General features: G+C 44.8%; 16 protein-coding genes and 1 other annotated feature. Of the genes, 14 read left to right on the forward strand and 2 right to left on the reverse strand.

What is annotated here, in order from left to right; genetic code table 11:
* Window positions 1–261: 261 nt before the first annotated feature.
* The 6 genes from DESDE_RS00795 to DESDE_RS00820 all read left to right on the forward strand — a co-directional run bounded on the left by DESDE_RS00795 (window position 262) and on the right by DESDE_RS00820 (window position 7,536).
* Complete coding sequence (locus DESDE_RS00795; RefSeq protein WP_014792142.1) at window positions 262–1,713, forward strand: aminotransferase class I/II-fold pyridoxal phosphate-dependent enzyme; 1,452 nt, start codon at window positions 262–264, stop codon at window positions 1,711–1,713.
* A 2-nt stretch (window positions 1,714–1,715) separates the two neighbouring features.
* Window positions 1,716–2,570 carry a polyamine aminopropyltransferase gene (speE, locus tag DESDE_RS00800; RefSeq protein WP_014792143.1) on the forward strand — a complete coding sequence of 285 codons (855 nt, stop codon included), beginning with the start codon at window positions 1,716–1,718 and terminating at the stop codon, window positions 2,568–2,570.
* Window positions 2,571–2,801: 231 nt separating this feature from the next.
* A complete protein-coding gene (locus tag DESDE_RS00805; RefSeq protein ID WP_019849159.1) occupies window positions 2,802–3,209 on the forward strand; it encodes a bacteriohemerythrin in 408 nt (135 codons plus the stop codon).
* A gap of 236 nt (window positions 3,210–3,445) precedes the next feature.
* Complete coding sequence (ytxC, locus tag DESDE_RS00810) at window positions 3,446–4,321, forward strand: putative sporulation protein YtxC (protein WP_174270156.1); 876 nt, start codon at window positions 3,446–3,448, stop codon at window positions 4,319–4,321.
* Between the two features lie 28 nt (window positions 4,322–4,349).
* Window positions 4,350–4,574 (forward strand) — a binding site (T-box leader).
* 70 nt (window positions 4,575–4,644) lie between these two features.
* Window positions 4,645–6,561, forward strand: coding sequence for a threonine--tRNA ligase (thrS, locus tag DESDE_RS00815; RefSeq protein ID WP_014792146.1), 1,917 nt, complete (start codon window positions 4,645–4,647; stop codon window positions 6,559–6,561).
* Between the two features lie 111 nt (window positions 6,562–6,672).
* Window positions 6,673–7,536, forward strand: coding sequence for an EamA family transporter (locus DESDE_RS00820; protein WP_019849161.1), 864 nt, complete (start codon window positions 6,673–6,675; stop codon window positions 7,534–7,536).
* Between the two features lie 11 nt (window positions 7,537–7,547).
* On the opposite strand, the gene DESDE_RS00825 is transcribed toward DESDE_RS00820, so the two are convergent.
* Entirely contained in the window at window positions 7,548–8,537 is a 990-nt protein-coding gene (locus DESDE_RS00825) for a diaminopimelate dehydrogenase (protein WP_014792148.1), read from the reverse strand.
* A 264-nt stretch (window positions 8,538–8,801) separates the two neighbouring features.
* Here DESDE_RS00825 and DESDE_RS00830 point away from each other — a divergent pair, with 264 nt between their 5' ends.
* The 4 genes from DESDE_RS00830 to DESDE_RS00845 are packed head-to-tail and all read left to right on the forward strand — an operon-like array spanning window position 8,802 to window position 13,146.
* A complete protein-coding gene (locus DESDE_RS00830) occupies window positions 8,802–9,458 on the forward strand; it encodes a cobalamin B12-binding domain-containing protein (protein ID WP_014792149.1) in 657 nt (218 codons plus the stop codon).
* Window positions 9,455–10,468: a uroporphyrinogen decarboxylase family protein gene (locus DESDE_RS00835; protein WP_014792150.1), complete on the forward strand. Its 1,014-nt coding sequence runs from the start codon at window positions 9,455–9,457 to the stop codon at window positions 10,466–10,468. The genes DESDE_RS00830 and DESDE_RS00835 overlap by 4 nt, the downstream gene beginning before the upstream one ends.
* Window positions 10,458–11,768, forward strand: a complete 1,311-nt coding sequence (locus DESDE_RS00840) for an ATP-binding protein (protein WP_028305414.1) — start codon at window positions 10,458–10,460, stop codon at window positions 11,766–11,768. The genes DESDE_RS00835 and DESDE_RS00840 overlap by 11 nt, the downstream gene beginning before the upstream one ends.
* The gene (locus tag DESDE_RS00845; RefSeq protein WP_014792152.1) at window positions 11,761–13,146 is read left to right on the forward strand and encodes a sigma-54-dependent transcriptional regulator; all 1,386 of its coding nucleotides are present in this window, start codon (window positions 11,761–11,763) and stop codon (window positions 13,144–13,146) included. The genes DESDE_RS00840 and DESDE_RS00845 overlap by 8 nt, the downstream gene beginning before the upstream one ends.
* Here the strand turns inward: DESDE_RS00845 and DESDE_RS00850 are convergent, their stop codons facing one another.
* Entirely contained in the window at window positions 13,147–13,701 is a 555-nt protein-coding gene (locus DESDE_RS00850) for a hypothetical protein (protein ID WP_014792153.1), read from the reverse strand. It abuts the gene before it with no gap.
* A 372-nt stretch (window positions 13,702–14,073) separates the two neighbouring features.
* Here DESDE_RS00850 and DESDE_RS00855 point away from each other — a divergent pair, with 372 nt between their 5' ends.
* Genes DESDE_RS00855 through DESDE_RS00870 form a run of 4 tightly spaced genes read left to right on the forward strand, consistent with a single transcriptional unit; the run spans window position 14,074 to window position 16,797 of the window.
* A complete protein-coding gene (locus tag DESDE_RS00855) occupies window positions 14,074–15,276 on the forward strand; it encodes an ABC transporter permease (protein WP_014792154.1) in 1,203 nt (400 codons plus the stop codon).
* A 10-nt stretch (window positions 15,277–15,286) separates the two neighbouring features.
* Window positions 15,287–15,970, forward strand: a complete 684-nt coding sequence (locus tag DESDE_RS00860) for an ABC transporter ATP-binding protein (protein ID WP_014792155.1) — start codon at window positions 15,287–15,289, stop codon at window positions 15,968–15,970.
* 4 nt (window positions 15,971–15,974) lie between these two features.
* Complete coding sequence (locus tag DESDE_RS00865; protein WP_014792156.1) at window positions 15,975–16,430, forward strand: DUF4418 family protein; 456 nt, start codon at window positions 15,975–15,977, stop codon at window positions 16,428–16,430.
* A 49-nt stretch (window positions 16,431–16,479) separates the two neighbouring features.
* On the forward strand, window positions 16,480–16,797 hold the full coding sequence (locus DESDE_RS00870; RefSeq protein WP_014792157.1) for a hypothetical protein: 318 nt from the start codon (window positions 16,480–16,482) through the stop codon (window positions 16,795–16,797).
* The last annotated feature ends 154 nt before the right edge of the window (window positions 16,798–16,951 follow it).

The raw sequence follows: 16,951 nt of genomic DNA on the forward strand, positions 1-16,951 counted from the left end.
AAAGCCTTGAAATCGCTGCCAAAGGGATTCAAGGCTTTTTTGTATTTTTATACTTTGGTACGTAGAGAATGCCAAACTTGATGATGGTACATGCTAACCTATAGGTTTAATGCTCTCTGAGTAAGTTTTAGTAGGTCAGTGAACCGAAGATGTAGTAGAATTTAAGATGAACTAAAGATGGAATGGAGTCTTATTTATTATCGACTTTTTAAGTTAAATTTTGTATTATTATATCTTGTATAACCTAAAGGGGGTGGTATCATGCCTTCACTACAACAAAGCAAGGCGCCTATCTATGAGGCGCTGCTCAAGTATAAATCCATGCGTGTGGTGCCTTTTGATGTACCTGGACATAAACAGGGGAGGGGAAACCCTGAATTGACGGAGTTTCTAGGCGAAAAATGTTTGTCTGTGGATGTTAACTCCATGAAACCCTTGGATAACCTTGGCCATCCTGTCTCTGTAATTAAGGAAGGGGAAGAGCTGGCTGCAGAAGCCTTTGGAGCCCATCATGCTTTCTTCATGGTGAATGGAACCACCTCAGCGGTACAAGCTATGGTTATGAGTGTCTGCAAGCTGGGTGAGAAAATTATCATGCCGCGCAATGTCCATCGCAGTGCGATTAATGCCCTCATTATCAGCGGGGCCATTCCGGCGTATGTTAATCCTGGAGTCAATAAAGAACTGGGTATTCCCTTAGGAATGTCGGTAGCTGATGTAAAGAAAGCCATCGAAGAAAATCCGGATGCCAAAGCTATTCTGGTTAATAATCCAACCTATTACGGGATTTGTTCCGACTTAAGGGCCATAACAGAGCTGGCTCATGAGCACAATATGCTGGTCTTGGTGGATGAGGCCCATGGCACCCATTTTTATTTTGGAGAAAATATGCCCATCAGTGCTATGGCGGCGGGAGCGGATATGGCAGCAGTCAGTATGCATAAAACGGGGGGCAGCCTCACCCAAAGTTCTTTTTTGTTGATCGGCAAACGCTTGAATGTGGGACGGGTTCGGCATATGATTAATTTAACTCAGACCACCAGTGCTTCCTATCTGCTTTTATCTTCTCTGGATATTTCCCGGCGCAACTTAGCGTTAAACGGCCAACGTATCTTTGATAAAGCGCTCTATCTGGCTAATTATGGCCGTGATGAAGTGAATAAGCTGAGCGGCTATTATGCTTTTGGCAAAGAGCTGAACAATGGGGACTCGGTCTATGATTTTGATTGCACCAAGCTCTCCATTCACACACGGGATATCGGGCTGGCAGGCATTGAGGTCTACGATATCCTTCGGGATGACTATGGGATTCAGATCGAATTTGGAGATATCGGCAATATTCTGGCCATTATCTCCGTAGGGGATCGGGCCCTGGCTTTGGAGCGTCTGGTCTCAGCTTTGGCGGAGATTAAACGACGCTATCAGCGGGATAAAGCGGGCATGTTTGATCATGAGTATATCAATCCTGTGGTGGTCATGGGACCTCAGAAGGCTTTTTACGCGCAGCAACGCTCAGTACCCATCCAGGAAAGCAAAGGTAAGGTCAGTGGGGAGTTCGTCATGGCCTATCCTCCAGGTATACCGATCTTAGCTCCAGGGGAAAAAATCACGGAGGATATTATTGATTATATCGCTTACTCTAAGATTAAAGGCTGTTTTCTGACAGGTACAGAGGATATGGATATTGAAAATATCAAAGTCGTGGAGGAATAGCTATGGAATTATGGTATACGGAAGAGCATACGGAAAACGTTCGCTTTTCGATTAAGGTGGATCGGCAGCTTTATTCAGGCCAGAGTGAGTTTCAAAGGATCGATGTGTTTGAGTCCAAAGAGTTTGGTACCTTTTTTACCCTGGATGGATTGATGATGGTGACCCAAAAGGATGAATTTATCTACCACGATATGATTGTCCATGTTCCTATGGCTACCAATCTCAAAATTAAAGATGTTTTGGTCATTGGTGCCGGGGATGGGGGAACTGTCCGCGAATTAACCCGTTATGACTCCATCGAGAACATTGATATGGTGGAAATCGATAAACTGGTGGTGGATGTCTGCAAAGAGTATCTGCCCCAGACGGCTTGTAAGCTGAAGGATCCGCGGGTTCATTTGTTTTTTGAGGATGGATTGAGATTTATACGGACGAAAGAAAATAGCTATGATTTGATTATTGTGGACTCTACGGATCCCTTTGGACCAGGAGAAGGCCTATTCACGAAGGAGTTTTACGGTAACTGCTATAAAGCTCTTAAGGATGATGGAATCCTGGTGAATCAGCATGAGAGTCCTTATTATGAAAGCTATGCACAGAACATGGGCCGGGCTCATAAAAGGATCAAGGAGTTTTTCCCCGTCTGCCGGGTCTATCAAGCTCATATTCCAACCTATCCCTCCGGACACTGGCTTTTTGGCTTTGCTTCGAAAAAGTATGATCCTTTAACCGATATTGATGAGCAAGCTTGGAACGGTTTGGAGATTAAAACGCAATACTATAATACAGAGATCCATAAAGGATGCTTTGCTCTGCCTAATTATGTCAAAGAACAATTGGCTAATGCCGTAGAATAATTTTAAGGGTAGCTCCAGGGCTGGTTAACTCGCTTTCTTAACAGTCGAGCCAAACCTCCGTGCAGCTTATGGGGTGAACGCCGCAAGCAAAATCCTGGAGAATTAGCTTCCGGGTCTTTTTCAGAGTAGATAATGCTCAGGGTACTGGCTGTAACAAGTTTGGTGTTGTAAAATAGTACTGGAGATATTCAAGTCGGTACTGGAAAATAGAGAGTTAGAGAGGTGATTGTGGTGTTAAAATGGAAAGAGGAATATGCTATCGGAGTGGAAGAGATCGATGAGCAGCATAAACATCTATTCGAAATTGGCAATCAGATCTATGATTTATTAGAGAATTACTTACTGCCGGATAAGTATGATAAGATTATTCAAATCATCACTGAGCTTAAGGAATATACCGTGAACCATTTCAAAACAGAAGAAGATTTTATGCTGAAAATCAAGTACCCGGGTTATTTTAAGCAAAAGGTAGCTCATGATGATTTCATCAAAGAGGTAGAGTCCATTGACTTCTCGGCAATCGACCAAGACCAGGATGGTCATACTCGCAAACTTTTAGAGTTTATCTTCGGCTGGGTACTGGACCATATTTTAAAGAGCGATTTTGGAATTAAGAGTTTTATTCAAATAACGAGATAATCAACTGCAGGGTGAAATAGGGAGTGTCGCAAAAACTGTTTTTAAAGCAGTCTAAAGCGATACTCCCTTTCTGTATGCAAAGGTACAGTGCTTCTGCAGTTTGGGGAATAAGAGAGAGTCAACCTGGCAATAGTAGGAAATATATGGCTTTACGAAATAGCTTGAGTATTTCGAGGTAAGCCGCAATATGAGCAAACCTTGCTCATATACTCTACTATGGAGGGGATGCCAGGGTGGTGGAACAACACTCCGTTCAGGTTGGAACTCAATATTATCGAGAGAGCATCTATGAGCGCCTTAGGCAGCTCCAAGAGCAGGAGAAGCTTCCGGTGGTGCTTCACGAATATCAACAAGGCAAGCACTGGTTGATAGATTGTGAGTTCCAGCTCGAAGCGATCGAAGAGGATCGGGAGACCACCAAAAAAATTCATAGCTATTACTTAGCCAATGCTATTGCGGAAACGATCTTGCAGCATTGGGAAAAAGATCATATCCGCTGGCTGCTCAAAAGCAAATATAAAATGAAACGGGAGGAAGTTGTTCAGATTTTCGAGAAGGCTCTCCAATACCTTAATCAAGAATCCCAACAATGGAAGGGTTACCGCATTCATCGTAAGGCATCCTTGGTCAACCAAATCGTCAAATGCATAGAGGCTCAGTCCCTCTTTGATATGGAAGGCTTTTTGCGATTCCGGGCCAAGGACTATAAAGAAGAGATTCATAAAGCCGTCAACTATGTAGTGAACGAACATGTCATTGAAACGGAATATGAAGAGTTTATCAATTTGCTCAGGCGCTTTGTGGATTCGCAAAAGCCCCGTATTCATACCTTGCATGTAGGAATCACAAGACAAGGCAAGTTCAACCTTTATAATGAAGAAGGGAAAAAAATCACCAAAAAATACATGGATGATTTGTCTTTTATGGATACCTCTCAGGAACTCACTTATGAAGATCTTCTCGTCAGTGCTTTAATTGCTGTGGCCCCGCGAAAAATTGTGATGCATATTCGTTATGAAGGGTATAAAGATACTCTGCAGACGATCTGCAAGGTTTTTGAAGGCCGCGTCAGTTATTGTACAGAAAACTGTTCTATCTGTGAGAAGATTTGACAAAGAGCAAAGGGATAGATATAATGAAATGAAAACGATGACGGGGAAAGTAGTTTGTTTTTGTTTGTGTTAGAGAGGAGATGTCACCGGCTGCAAGCATCTCTCACAAAGAAGCAGAGGAAGACCACCCCGGAGTGCTGAGTTGAAGCAAAGTATGCTCAGACGTCTGCCCGCGTTAAGGGATCAAAGGGAAAGCAACCGGGAGGTGCTTTAACTTGGGTGGAACCACGGGAATAATGCTCTCGTCCCATATTGGGATGAGGGCTTTTTTATTTTCCGTATTATAAAGTTTAAAAATTGAAAGGAATAAGGAGTTGACCAAGATGGTAAAGATTACGTTAAAGGATGGCTCTATCCGAGAGATCGAATCAGGTAAGAGTCTCATGGAATTGGCAGCCTCCATCTCCAGAGGTCTGGCGAAAGCTGCCGTGGCCGGGAAAGTGAATGGAGAGCTTAAGGACTTGTCTTATACTTTAATCCAGGATGCTGAGGTAGAGATTATCACGGTGGATTCTGAGGAAGGATTAAAGATTTTAAGGCACTCCACCTCTCACCTTATGGCTGAAGCCGTACGGAACCTTTTCCCGGGAACCATATTAGGGATTGGGCCTGCTATTGACAATGGCTTCTATTATGATTTTGATTCCGAGCATGTTTTTACACCGGAGGATCTAGAAAAGATCGAAGCCGAGATGCGCCGTTTGGTTAAAGAGAATAAATCCTATGAACGAAAAGAAATCTCCCGCAGTGATTCTTTGAAGTATTTCTCTGAAGAAGGAGAAAAGTACAAGGTGGAGTTGATTGAAGACTTACCTGAGGATGAAGTGATTTCCATGTATACTCAAGGAAACTTCACTGATCTTTGTGCCGGTCCTCATATTCCCTCTACTGGGGTAGTTAAAGCCTTCAAGCTCATGAACGTGGCCGGTGCTTATTGGCGGGGCAGTGAAAAGAATAAAATGCTCCAACGGATCTATGGAACGGTCTGGGCCAAAAAAGAGGATCTGGAGGACTACCTCTTTAAGCTCGAAGAGGCAAAGCGCCGTGATCACCGTAAACTGGGCGTGGAGCTGGATCTGTTCAGCCTTCACGATGAAGGTCCTGGCTTTCCCTTCTTCCATCCCAAAGGTATGGTTCTGCGTAACCAGCTGGAAGATTTCTGGCGTCAGGAGCATCGCAAGAGAGGCTATCACGAAATCAAGACTCCCATCATCCTAAGCCGCGACCTGTGGGAAAATTCTGGTCACTGGGATCATTATAAAGATAATATGTATACCACCAAGATTGATGATGAGGACTTCGCTGTAAAGCCTATGAATTGTCCCGGCGGTATGATTATGTATAAGCAAAAGCTGAGAAGCTATCGCGATCTTCCCTTGAGAATGGGAGAGCTGGGCTTAGTGCATCGTCATGAGTTATCCGGTGCCTTAAACGGACTCTTGCGGGTTCGCAATTTCACTCAGGATGATGCCCATATCTTTATGCTTCCTTCCCAAATCAAAGATGAAATCAGCGGCGTCATTGACCTGGTGGACCGTTTCTATAAGGTCTTCGGCTTTGAATATCATGTGGAGCTTTCCACCCGTCCTGAAAATTCCATGGGCGCCGATGAGACTTGGGAAATGGCTACCAATGCCCTTCAGGAAGCCCTGGAAGCAAAGGGAGTCAACTATAAGATTAACCCGGGAGACGGTGCCTTCTACGGACCGAAAATCGACTTCCATCTCCGGGACTGCTTAGGCAGAACCTGGCAGTGCGGCACCATTCAGCTGGATTTCCAAATGCCCGAGAAGTTCGACCTCACTTATATCGGTGAAGACGGTCAAAAGCATCGTCCGGTCATGATTCACCGGGTGGTATACGGAAGCATTGAGCGCTTTATTGCTCTTCTCACAGAGCACTATGCCGGAGCCTTCCCCACCTGGCTGGCCCCTGTTCAAGTCCGGGTTCTGCCCATCAGCGAACGTCATGAGGACTATGCTCAGGACATCGTACGCCGCCTCAATGATCTGGACATCCGGGCTGAAGTGGATGAACGCCGCGAGAAGATCAGCTACAAGATCCGGGAAGCCCAAACCCACAAAATCCCCTTCGCCCTCGTGGTCGGGGACCAAGAGGCGGAAACGGATACGGTCTCCGTTCGCCGTTATAGTCAAGCCAATTCAGGAGAAAAACTCTCTGTAGCGGAGTTCATGGCTCTCGTGCAGGAAGAGATTGCAAGCAAAAAGCAATTGGTATAAGACTTAAGCAAAAGGATTTGAACCTATGGTTCAAATCCTTTTGCTTTGGAAATCATCTCACCCTATAATGAGAGAAGATACATAATATACGATGCAAATGAGGCGAAGATGATGTGGGTTGTATATGCTTTTGGCTCTGCGTTCTTCGCAGGGATTACCGCAATTCTGGCCAAATGCGGGATAAAAAAGACGGACTCGAATGTTGCTACGGCCATCCGCACGATTGTTGTGCTGTTATTTTCTTGGTTGATGGTATTTATGGTGGGGTCACATACGACGATCGCAGATATCTCTGGAAAAACACTGCTGTTTTTGGTTTTATCCGGCTTGGCCACCGGCGCATCATGGCTGTGCTACTTTAAGGCTTTGCAGCTAGGAGATATTAACAAGGTTGTTCCCATCGACAAATCAAGTACGGTCCTGACCATCATTCTGGCCTTCATTGTCCTGAACGAGGGGATAAGTGTTGGGAAGGCAGCAGGAGTCGTGGGCATCGGCATAGGTACATACTTAATGATACAGAAAAAAGAAACGGGTGATGAGCAGCCCCAAAGCAATAATTCCTGGCTGATTTATGCCTTTTTGGCTGCAGTATTTGCCAGCCTGACGTCTATTCTCGGGAAAATCGGTATTGAAGGAGTGGAGTCAAATCTTGGGACGGCCATTCGTACGGGAGTCGTGCTGGTTATGGCTTGGATTGTGGTGTTTGTGACTGGAAAAAAGATTACTCCCCAAGAGATACCTCTGAAAGAACTTGGTTTTATCACACTGTCAGGCCTGGCCACCGGCGGATCGTGGCTGTGTTATTACAAGGCCCTTCAGGATGGGCCGGCCAGCGTAGTCGTGCCAATCGATAAACTCAGCATTCTCGTGACCATTGCCTTCTCCTATCTTGTATTCCATGAGAAATTATCGAAAAAAGCTGCGATTGGACTGGCGTTAATTGTTAGCGGAACCTTGGCGATGTTGATATAAGGCTGAGTCCATTATATAAGGGATTTTCTAAGCTCTTCCGCTGATTTGCTTGAAAGATAGGCCGGGGCGATATCTATAACTGTTTTGGCACCGGATACCCCCTCCTGATTTAAACGATATGCGGCCCTCACAAAGGCAACGAGGACATTGGCTGTGAAATTGGGGTTGGAATCCAAATCCAATCGGTATTCAATGACATGATTATGCTCTTCATTAAGGCCTGTTCTTCCATGACGAATCACTAAACCGCCATGAGGAAGACCGTGGTGATTTTTTTCCAGTTCTTCTTCAGTAATGAAATGTACTTCTGTGTCATAGTCTGCAAAATAATTGGGCATTGTTTTTATCTCATGCTCGATCTGCGCTTTATCGGCTCCTTCTTCAACCACCACAAAGCACTCTCGACCATGCTTTTCCCTTGTCGTCAGTTCCGGCATCTCTCCTCTTCTAACGGCCTCAATGGCACTTTCCTTAGGAATGGTATACTGCTTCGCATCCTTGACTCCTTTAACTCTTCTAATCGCATCCGAATGCCCCTGGCTGATTCCTTTCCCCCAGAAGGTATAGGTATTCCCTTCAGGTAGGATGGCCTCTGCATAGAGGCGATTGATTGAGAACATTCCAGGATCCCATCCGCTGGCAATAATGCAAACTTTTTTGGCCTCTAAGGCATTTTTATTCATGACAGCAAAATATTCCGGGATTTTCGCATGAGTATCATAGCCATCGACGGTATTGAACAGACCCGCAAACTCAGGACCCTGAACCGGCATGTCCGACATGCTCCCACCACAAAGCACCATCACATCAATTTGATCCGTCATCTGTTTGGCCTCATCCATTGTGAAGACATTAACTCCTTTGGTAACAGTTTTGATTGTTGAAGGGTCACGTCTTGTAAATACTCCCACAAGTTCCATATCCTCGTTTTGCCGAATTCCTAACTCGACACTTTGCCCAAGATTTCCATAACCTACAATACCAATTCTGATCTTATTCATAGACGATTCCTCCTTAGAGTCTATTTTAACTGTTATTATTCCAGACGTACAAATAGTTTTATTATATTGTGACAGGATTTCTTCTCTGAGCGGGCGACGGAATATTCTGGCCAGCAATTTTTCTAAATTTTTTTAGTATTTAGTAAAATAAAGGTATATAGTCGTTTTTGGGAGAAATAAAAAGGTTAGGAAGGAATACGCCAATTGTTGCTCAAAATCAGGTTGGAATATAAACTAAATAGTTCATAGGAAGGAGGTAAAGACTTGTATAATGTTGCTGACTTAGTCGAAAACGTCATACAAGGGAATGCTAAGGAATCTGTTTTTATCGCGAGGGATTTATTAGCCAAAGGTTATAGGATAACTCAATTAGTAGAAGGGCTGACAAGAGCTTTGGATTCTCTCGATGTGAAATGCAATATGAATCAATTTAACCTTCTGGAAATATTATTAGCGGCCAGAGCAATGAAAGAAGTTGTGGATGAGGTGGTTTGTCCGGAGATCGAGAAACTGCCTGCCGAGTTTGGTTCCCTCCGCATAAAAGGAGTATTCGTTATGGGTACAATTCAAGGGGATATCCATGATCTGGGGAAAAACATTGTCACGACTCTTTTGAAAACTGTAGGTTATAAGGTCATCGATTTAGGCAAAGATGTTCCTCCCGCTCAATTCGTCATGACTGCTAAAGCGGAGAAGGCGGATTTTATAGGGGTGAGCAGCTTAATCTTTTCTTCAGCGGCGGGCATTAGAGAGATAAAGAGGTTGTTAAGAGAAGAAGGTATGTTGGATATTATGGTGATAGCTGGGGGGGCTGCTGTTAAACAATTAGGAAAAGAGGATCTCGATGTGGATATGATAGCGGAAGATGCGTTTGATCTTATAAGATTTCTCCAACTTCATGAAGGGAATGTTGTGGAGTGAACAGGTTACAGAGGTTAGAGTCTGCTCTGGTAGGCCATACTTTTGGCGATACTCTTTGTATGCCGCTGGTATTTGGAGGGGCAGCTTTTTTAACGAATGTAAGATTAAAAGAGTATCTGCAAAATGGAGAAATTTTGGCGCAATGTCAGTTGAATTCACAGCGGAAATTCAACTATGATGCAGTTTTTGTCTATGGAGATAATTGTATCGAAGCAGAAGCTTTGGGATCAAGAATATGTTTTCCGGAAAATGCTTATCCCTATATTGAAAAATATAGACTGGAAGATCCAAAACAATTAAGCGAATTACCGGATTTTAACCCTTTAACAGATGGTAGGATGCCGGAGTTACTACAAGCCGTTAAAATTCTCAAGGCCGAAATAGGTGATAATCTGCCTATTGTGGGAGTCGTCTTGGGACCTATGAGTATTGCCAGTCAATTGATGGGATTGGAAAGACTCTTATATCTCTTGCTTGACTCGCCTTGTGAATTTGCAGACATGTTGAGCTTCACTGCCGAAATTTCTTTAAAATCTGGCTTGGCCTTACTTGCCCAGGGTGCTCATATCTCGGCAGTAATAGACCCTAGTGCATCTCAAAGCATTCTTCCCAGTGAGATGTTTGTCCGCTATCTATTACCCCATATTCGTGATATTTTTTCCCAATTCAAATCAGCGGGGACGCTGGCTTCCTGGTTAATGATAACGGGAAATAGCCAAGGGCTTTTGCCCTACTATCGCCAATGTGGAGTGAATATTGCCAGCATAGATTATGAGGTCCCGCTGGAAGAAGCATTGAAGTGGGGAGAAGACTTTTTGGTGGCCGGAAATATTAAACCCTACCGGTTTGTTAATAAAACCCCTCAGGAGATCATCCGTGAAGGTAAAGAGTTGATCAATTTGGCAGCCAGTAGCAAGCGGTTTATTTTAAGTTCCGGGTGTGAAATACCTTTGGATACAAAGCCGGGCAATCTTGCCGCATTAATTAATGCAGTAAGGGATGTGGGATAGAATGGACGTGAAGCAAAATACAGCCTTATCTTCTGAAGCAGAACTAAAAAAACAGATTGCTGCACTTCACAAAATAAACAATATGACGGGCTTTTTGCCCTTAAAAATCGAAGAACTATTACCGGCAATCAAAGAAGAGATGGAAAATATTTTCGCTCACTACGAATGCAGCTTCAATATATTCCCTGAAAGATATAGCTGCAGCAGGTCGGAGTTAGGGAACTGCAAAGCTATACGGGATCAGTTGCCGATGATTTCTGATCAGGATCAGACTTGTCCCTGTTGTACGGGAGAAGCTTGCCGGGGCATTTTTCGATCCCATGTTTGTGTACCTTTGGTTTCAGGTACGGAAGTATTTGGAGTGATTACCCTTAAGAGTACCCTTAAGGTAGGGCTAAGCCGAGATTTGCTTGAAATTCTCTTAGCCATAGCCAACCAAGTGGCAGCGACCCTCCAACGCTCTCAATTGCTGAATCGCCTGGCCCAAGAAAAGAACAACCTTGAAGATGCTAATCAAGAAATCACTCAGCTCAATAGGTCATTGTTCGACACTATTAAAGAGTTGGAAAAGACGCAGCGTCAACTGATTTATTCTGAACGGTTAGCCGCTGCAGGTAGATTAGCAGCTAACCTTACCCACGAGATCAACAATCCTACAGGAATCATTTTGTCCAGGTTGGAATGGCTCCTTTTAGAGGCTCCGGAAAAAGAGTTGCCTGAAGAGGTCGTAAAAGATTTGCTGGTTATCAAAAAGCATACAGAACGGATCGCTCATACCACCCGAGGATTGCTCTCTTTTTCCAGGCGAACGAAAAATGAAACAGCTTTAGTCGATCTGGAGAATTTGATCAAGGAAACAGTGGTTTGGCTGGAAAGACAGTTTTCCCGTAAGGATATCATCATTGTCCTCAACCTCTGCCACCTGCCAACCGTTATCGGCAACAAAGACCAACTGGAGCAAGTGCTTGTCAATATCTTAACTAATGCCAAAGATGCCCTGCCGGAAGGAGGGAAGATCACCATTACCACGAAACATAATACTGAAGAAAATAATATTCAGATAGATATTGAGGATAATGGTACGGGAATACCGGAGGAAATTATGAATACTATTTTTGACCCCTTTTTTAGTACGAAAGAAAAAGAACTGGGCACAGGGTTGGGATTACCGATTAGCCTGACTATCATGAAAGAGCATGGCGGCTTTTTGCGCATGGAGAGCACTCCCCACGAGGGCAGTTGCTTTAGCATGATTTTACCCTGTGCGCCAAATGACCGGGAGGGTGATTTGAATGGGTGAGGATCGACATATTGTTGTCATCGATGATGAGCCGGATATGCTGGAGACCTGTGCCAGGGTTATCCACCGCATGGGATATAAATGCACTACCTATGAAGATAGTTGTGAGGCTTTGGAGGAAATCCATAAGCTACAGCCTGACCTGATCATAACAGATATCAAAATGCCTAAATGCGATGGATTTGAAGTGCTGGAAAAAGCCAAAGTATGCGTCCCCGAGGCGAGAGTTATTGTAATCACGGGTTATGCTTCGGTGGACTCGGCTGTACAAGCCATGAAAGAAGGAGCCTATGATTATCTTTCCAAGCCTTTTCCCATTGAACAGCTGCAATTGACCATCAATAAAGCACTTCAACATATCGCCTTAACGGAAGAGAACCAATTGCTGCGGGCTCAGCTGCAGGAAGGCCTAAACACCGATAATATTATTGGTGCCCGGGGAGGGCTGCAAGATGTCTTTGCTACGATTGGCAAGATTTCCAATAGCGATGCCTCCATCCTCATCTTGGGGGAAAGCGGTACCGGTAAAGAAGTCATCGCTCGGGCTATTCACAAAAACAGCAGACGTTCCACAGGGCCTTTCATTCCCGTGGATTGTGCATCCTTACCGGAAAATCTATTGGAAAGTGAGCTGTTTGGTTATGAAAGGGGAGCCTTTACGGGGGCGAACAACACCAAGCAGGGGTTGTTGGAAATGGCCCACGGTGGAACTCTTTTCCTGGATGAATTGGGGGAGTTGACTCTGGCCATGCAAGCCAAGCTTTTAAGAACATTGGAAGAACGGGCGATTCGAAGAGTTGGGGGTAATCGCTTGATCAATATCGATATTCGGGTTTTGGCCGCTACGAATCGTGATTTGGAAAAAGCGGTCCGCACGAAAGAGTTTCGTGAAGATCTCTATTATCGAATCAACGTCATTACTCTTAAGCTTCCCATCTTGCATGAACGGCAGCAGGACATTCCCTTACTGGTGAATCATTTCTGTAAGAAATTTTCACAAGATATGGATAAGAAGGTTGGGGGCTTTACCCCTGAGGCAATGAAGACCATGAAAAGTTATTCCTGGCCGGGGAATATCCGTGAGCTGCGTAATGTTGTGGAAAGAGCCATCTCCCTGTCGGAGTCAGAGATGGTAGAGATTACTGATCTGCCGGAGAAAGTCATTGCCGAACAAAAAAAGATTCTCCCTGAGCAGGAGAATCTGGGGGACCTTTCCTTTCATGAGGCGAAGGATCTTTGGTTGAAAAAATTTGAAGTAAAATACATGAAGGAGCTTTTAGACAAACATAATGGCAATATCACTCAGGCGGCTAAATCAGCCGGAATTGATCGTAAAACAATCCATAGACTGATGAATAAGTATGATTTGCAGAGGTAATTAAGCTTCTGAATCGTCAATAAAAATGGTGTATTCTTTTGCTTCAGTGGATGCGCCATCCTGATCTGTAATGGGGGGAATGGTTAATTGCAATTTCTTTACAGAGGTGACTTCACGTTCCCTAACGGGAAAAGTGATAAAACCCTGTTGCACCCTCTGAGGAGGGTAGGTCCCCCCTAAAGATGAAGTAAGGGTGAGATCCGGTGAGGAGATTTCCTGGCCGTCGATGGTCATTTCAAATTCCTCAGGATAAAATTGAATATCCTTGTTGGAGGTGTTCCCGATTTCTATACCTAAAGCGATTTTACCCAAGGGGGCATCTTCGGAGGGATCGGTGTTTCTTACCAAACTAACATTGATGATTCTTAATTTCATAGTATCTAAATCAATGATTTGATTAAGCTCCTTAGTTTGGCTAAAAACCGCGATGTCGGCTTTTTCTTGTGGAGCCGTAGTCGTGGTTGGACTGGGTTCTTGGCCTGAGGAGCAACCGCTGATGAGGAGAACCAGGCTTAGGACAAGGCTGAAGATGATTTTAGTTGTTACTTTTTCCATAAATACAACCTCCTTACAATTAGGCCTAAATAAAAGACTCTTGCTTTTGAGCAAGGGTTTTTTTATTGCTCAGAGACCTCATAAGATTTCAATGCAAATGGCGTACCAACTTAATTTTGGATAATCCATCCTCTTGTCTGAGGTTAAGGTCGAAAAGTGGGACATCTTTGGGACAATTGAGTGACATTCTTGCCCCAACGGATCAGAGAAGAGATTCACAAAGATATCCTTAAACATTCACAAAACGTTCACACATCTGCAGAAAAGCAGCTTAGGTACTATTGGCACGATAATTGCAAAATGAATTAGTAATAATCTTCTCAAGCTTCTGATTATAAGGTATAGCCTTAACGCTAGCAGGGAGGTGAAAGAATGTTTGCAAAATTGATTTGGCGGAATGCCAAAAGACGGCCTTGGCAGCAAGGACTTACTCTATTTGTCGTCATGGCCTGCGCTGCCGCTCTGGCAGCCGGGATACTGTTGGTCTGGGGTATTGAGAAAGCAGGCCAAAGTGCCGTCGATAATCTGGGAGCGGATGTTATGGCTATACCGGCAGATGCTCATTTTGAACCTGGCCAAGTCCTATTTACCGGGGCACCCGCCAATATTTATATGAATTCAGAAGTGTTGAGGGAGATCGAGAAAGTCCCTGGTGTGGAAGCTATATCGGCACAATTCTTCAGCCAGACTCTTAATCAGAGCTGTTGCAGTCTCCCGGAAGAATACCGGCTGGTTGGTTATGATCCACAAACGGATTTTCTGGTCAGGGAATTATTAGCGAAAGGGGTGGGCAGGGATTTAAAGAACACGGAGGTTATTGTAGGTGGAAACGTGCCTGCTTTTTTGGGGGACAGGGTGGTGATTTTGGCTGAGCCCTTTGATGTTGCCGGTTATCTTGAACCGATGGGAGGGAGTATTGACGATACAATTTTTGTACCTATTGAAACGGCCCGGAGGCTTGCCGGAAAAAGTCCCTATTTACAGGAATACTGGCAAGAGGCTGGGGACCCGGAAGAGTTGGTTTCGTCGGTGCTTGTTAAAACAAAAGCTGAGGCTGACCCGAGTCAAGTTGCCAAAGGTATCGACAGGATCAATGGGATTAAGAGCGTGACGGCAGGGAAGTTATTTTCCGAACTTAAAGAAGAGCTGCTCCTGATTAAAGAAATCCTGCGTTTGATGGTGGTCATTATTTGTGGAATCACAATTGCTTCCCTGGCCTCACGATATTCTTCCCTGGTATTGGAGAGACAGCAGGAACTAGCGCTGCTGCGGGCATTGGGAACAGAGAAAGGAAGCCTATTTAAGCTGGTTATGCTGGAAACCCTTTGCAGCGGACTGGCGGCTGCAGTTATAGGATGCCTGGCCGGATATGGTCTGGTGCTTTATCTGGCGAAATCCCTCAGCAAGCATAGTTCTTTTCCGTTTATGCTGCCTGAGGCAGCTCAGCTTTGTGTAGCTTTTTTAGGGGTCATCGCTTTTATTCTTCTCATCTGCTGTTTGGCAGCCTTCTGGCCGGCAAGAAGTTCGTCGCGATTGGATCCCGTAATCGCTTTAACGGAAGGGGAGCTAAAGTAGGGAGGTATCCATGGAAATATCATTAAAAAACATTACACACCACTACCGGGACGGTATGGGTGATCGGGTTACTCCCCTGCGCAACATTGATTTAACCCTGAGGAGCGGGGATTCCCTCATAATCTATGGACCGTCAGGGTGTGGCAAGAGTACGCTGCTGTTTATCCTGGGTTGTATGTTAAGGCCTTCGGAAGGACAGGTGACGATAGACGGGCGCTCCCTCCTTCACTATGGGGATAAAGACTTAGCCGAATTAAGAAATCAAAAAATTGGCTTCATGTTCCAGATGTGTTATCTGCTCCCTACCCTGACTGTCAAGGAGAATATCATGCTTCCCTTCTGGATTAGGGGAGGGAAGGCAAGGGATAGAAGGATGGAAAAAAGAGCAGTAGAGCTTTTGCTTGAACAGCTGGAATTGGGAGACCGGGCTGATTTTTTACCTTATCAGCTAAGCGGTGGTCAAAGACGCCGGGTGGCCATGGCCAGGGCCTTGGTCAATGACCCGGATATAATCCTGGCCGATGAGCCCACGGCGGAGCTAGATGAGGAGAAAAAGGACTTTGTGGGAAAGTGGCTGGGGGAGCAGGCAGGAAAAAAGAAGATTGTTATGGTTGCTACTCACGACCCCCAATTGGCAGCTTATGCCGGACGGGTTTACAGCTTAAGTCAGGGGCAGTTGCAATCCAGAGGTTAAATGAATGGAGGTTAGAACTTTGAACGGAAAATTAGCTAAGGTTATTGGCGGACTGGGGGTAGTGCTGGGGCTATTGATCGCCTTGACTCCGTTTCATCTTGCTCCAGTTTGTCAACGATTACTGGAATTAACCACAGGGAAGATGGTCCATATGCGCTGTCATTATACAGGCCAAGGGGAGGTGCTTTTAGGCATAATCATAGTTTTGGTCTCCTTAATCTATCTGTTTAACAAGACCATCTTTGCTCAAAAAAGTTTGGGCGGTGTTCTGATGATACTGGGATTAGGCGTTATTATCCTGCCCACAAATCTGGGGATTGGCGTTTGCATGAATCCGATGGAGTGCCATACCACCGCTAAAGTTCTCTATGTCCTGGGAGGCTTGACAATAATTGATGGGTTGATTGCGGTTTTCCAAGAAAAAATCCCTGTTTCGACTTCTAAAGACATTAAAGCTTGATAAAGGAAACTTGCTCCTCTCAGAGGATGGACAAAGGAGGTTGAATCATTTGCGGGGGTTGGTCACCGGAAGATTAAGCAAAACTTTAGGTCTAAATATGGTTGTCGTCGGTTTGGTGATTGGATTTGCCCTTTTTGCAACCTATGCTATTCCCCTGCCGGAGGAAGCAGAGGCTGCTGGGCAGGTCGGATACCTTACTTTCCAATCAACCTGTACAGCATGCCATACCGTGGACACTGTGCAGAATTATCAGGGTTCTTCCACTTGGTCAGAAATTATTGTTTTGATGAAAAGTTATGGAGCTTTCATGCAAGAAGAAGAGGAAGGGGAGATCCTTCAGTATCTGGAAGAAGCGTACCCCAGGTAAGTGAAGATAGCCAGACATATGGTGCATCGGCAGAACAATCTGCCACTGCGGTGGAACCATTTGCCGCAGTGGCAGCAACCCTACTTTCTCTTGTGCTCAATCAGAAGTTAACGCACGGAAGATGATTGGAATGGAAAGGAGAAGATTGATGCAA

The sequence above is a fragment of the Desulfitobacterium dehalogenans ATCC 51507 genome (genome assembly GCF_000243155.2).
Taxonomy (GTDB): domain Bacteria; phylum Bacillota; class Desulfitobacteriia; order Desulfitobacteriales; family Desulfitobacteriaceae; genus Desulfitobacterium; species Desulfitobacterium dehalogenans.

What these genes read in the sequence shown, in the direction of transcription:
- DESDE_RS00860 (WP_014792155.1), top strand. Translation starts at nt 15,287, where the DNA reads ATGGAAATATCATTAAAAAACATTACACACCACTACCGGGACGGTATG.
- speE (WP_014792143.1), top strand. Translation starts at nt 1,716, where the DNA reads ATGGAATTATGGTATACGGAAGAGCATACGGAAAACGTTCGCTTTTCG.
- DESDE_RS00850 (WP_014792153.1), bottom strand. Translation starts at nt 13,701, where the DNA reads ATGGAAAAAGTAACAACTAAAATCATCTTCAGCCTTGTCCTAAGCCTG.
- DESDE_RS00825 (WP_014792148.1), bottom strand. Translation starts at nt 8,537, where the DNA reads ATGAATAAGATCAGAATTGGTATTGTAGGTTATGGAAATCTTGGGCAA.
- DESDE_RS00855 (WP_014792154.1), top strand. Translation starts at nt 14,074, where the DNA reads ATGTTTGCAAAATTGATTTGGCGGAATGCCAAAAGACGGCCTTGGCAG.
- DESDE_RS00845 (WP_014792152.1), top strand. Translation starts at nt 11,761, where the DNA reads ATGGGTGAGGATCGACATATTGTTGTCATCGATGATGAGCCGGATATG.
- DESDE_RS00820 (WP_019849161.1), top strand. Translation starts at nt 6,673, where the DNA reads ATGTGGGTTGTATATGCTTTTGGCTCTGCGTTCTTCGCAGGGATTACC.
- DESDE_RS00840 (WP_028305414.1), top strand. Translation starts at nt 10,458, where the DNA reads ATGTGGGATAGAATGGACGTGAAGCAAAATACAGCCTTATCTTCTGAA.
- DESDE_RS00865 (WP_014792156.1), top strand. Translation starts at nt 15,975, where the DNA reads ATGGAGGTTAGAACTTTGAACGGAAAATTAGCTAAGGTTATTGGCGGA.
- thrS (WP_014792146.1), top strand. Translation starts at nt 4,645, where the DNA reads ATGGTAAAGATTACGTTAAAGGATGGCTCTATCCGAGAGATCGAATCA.
- DESDE_RS00795 (WP_014792142.1), top strand. Translation starts at nt 262, where the DNA reads ATGCCTTCACTACAACAAAGCAAGGCGCCTATCTATGAGGCGCTGCTC.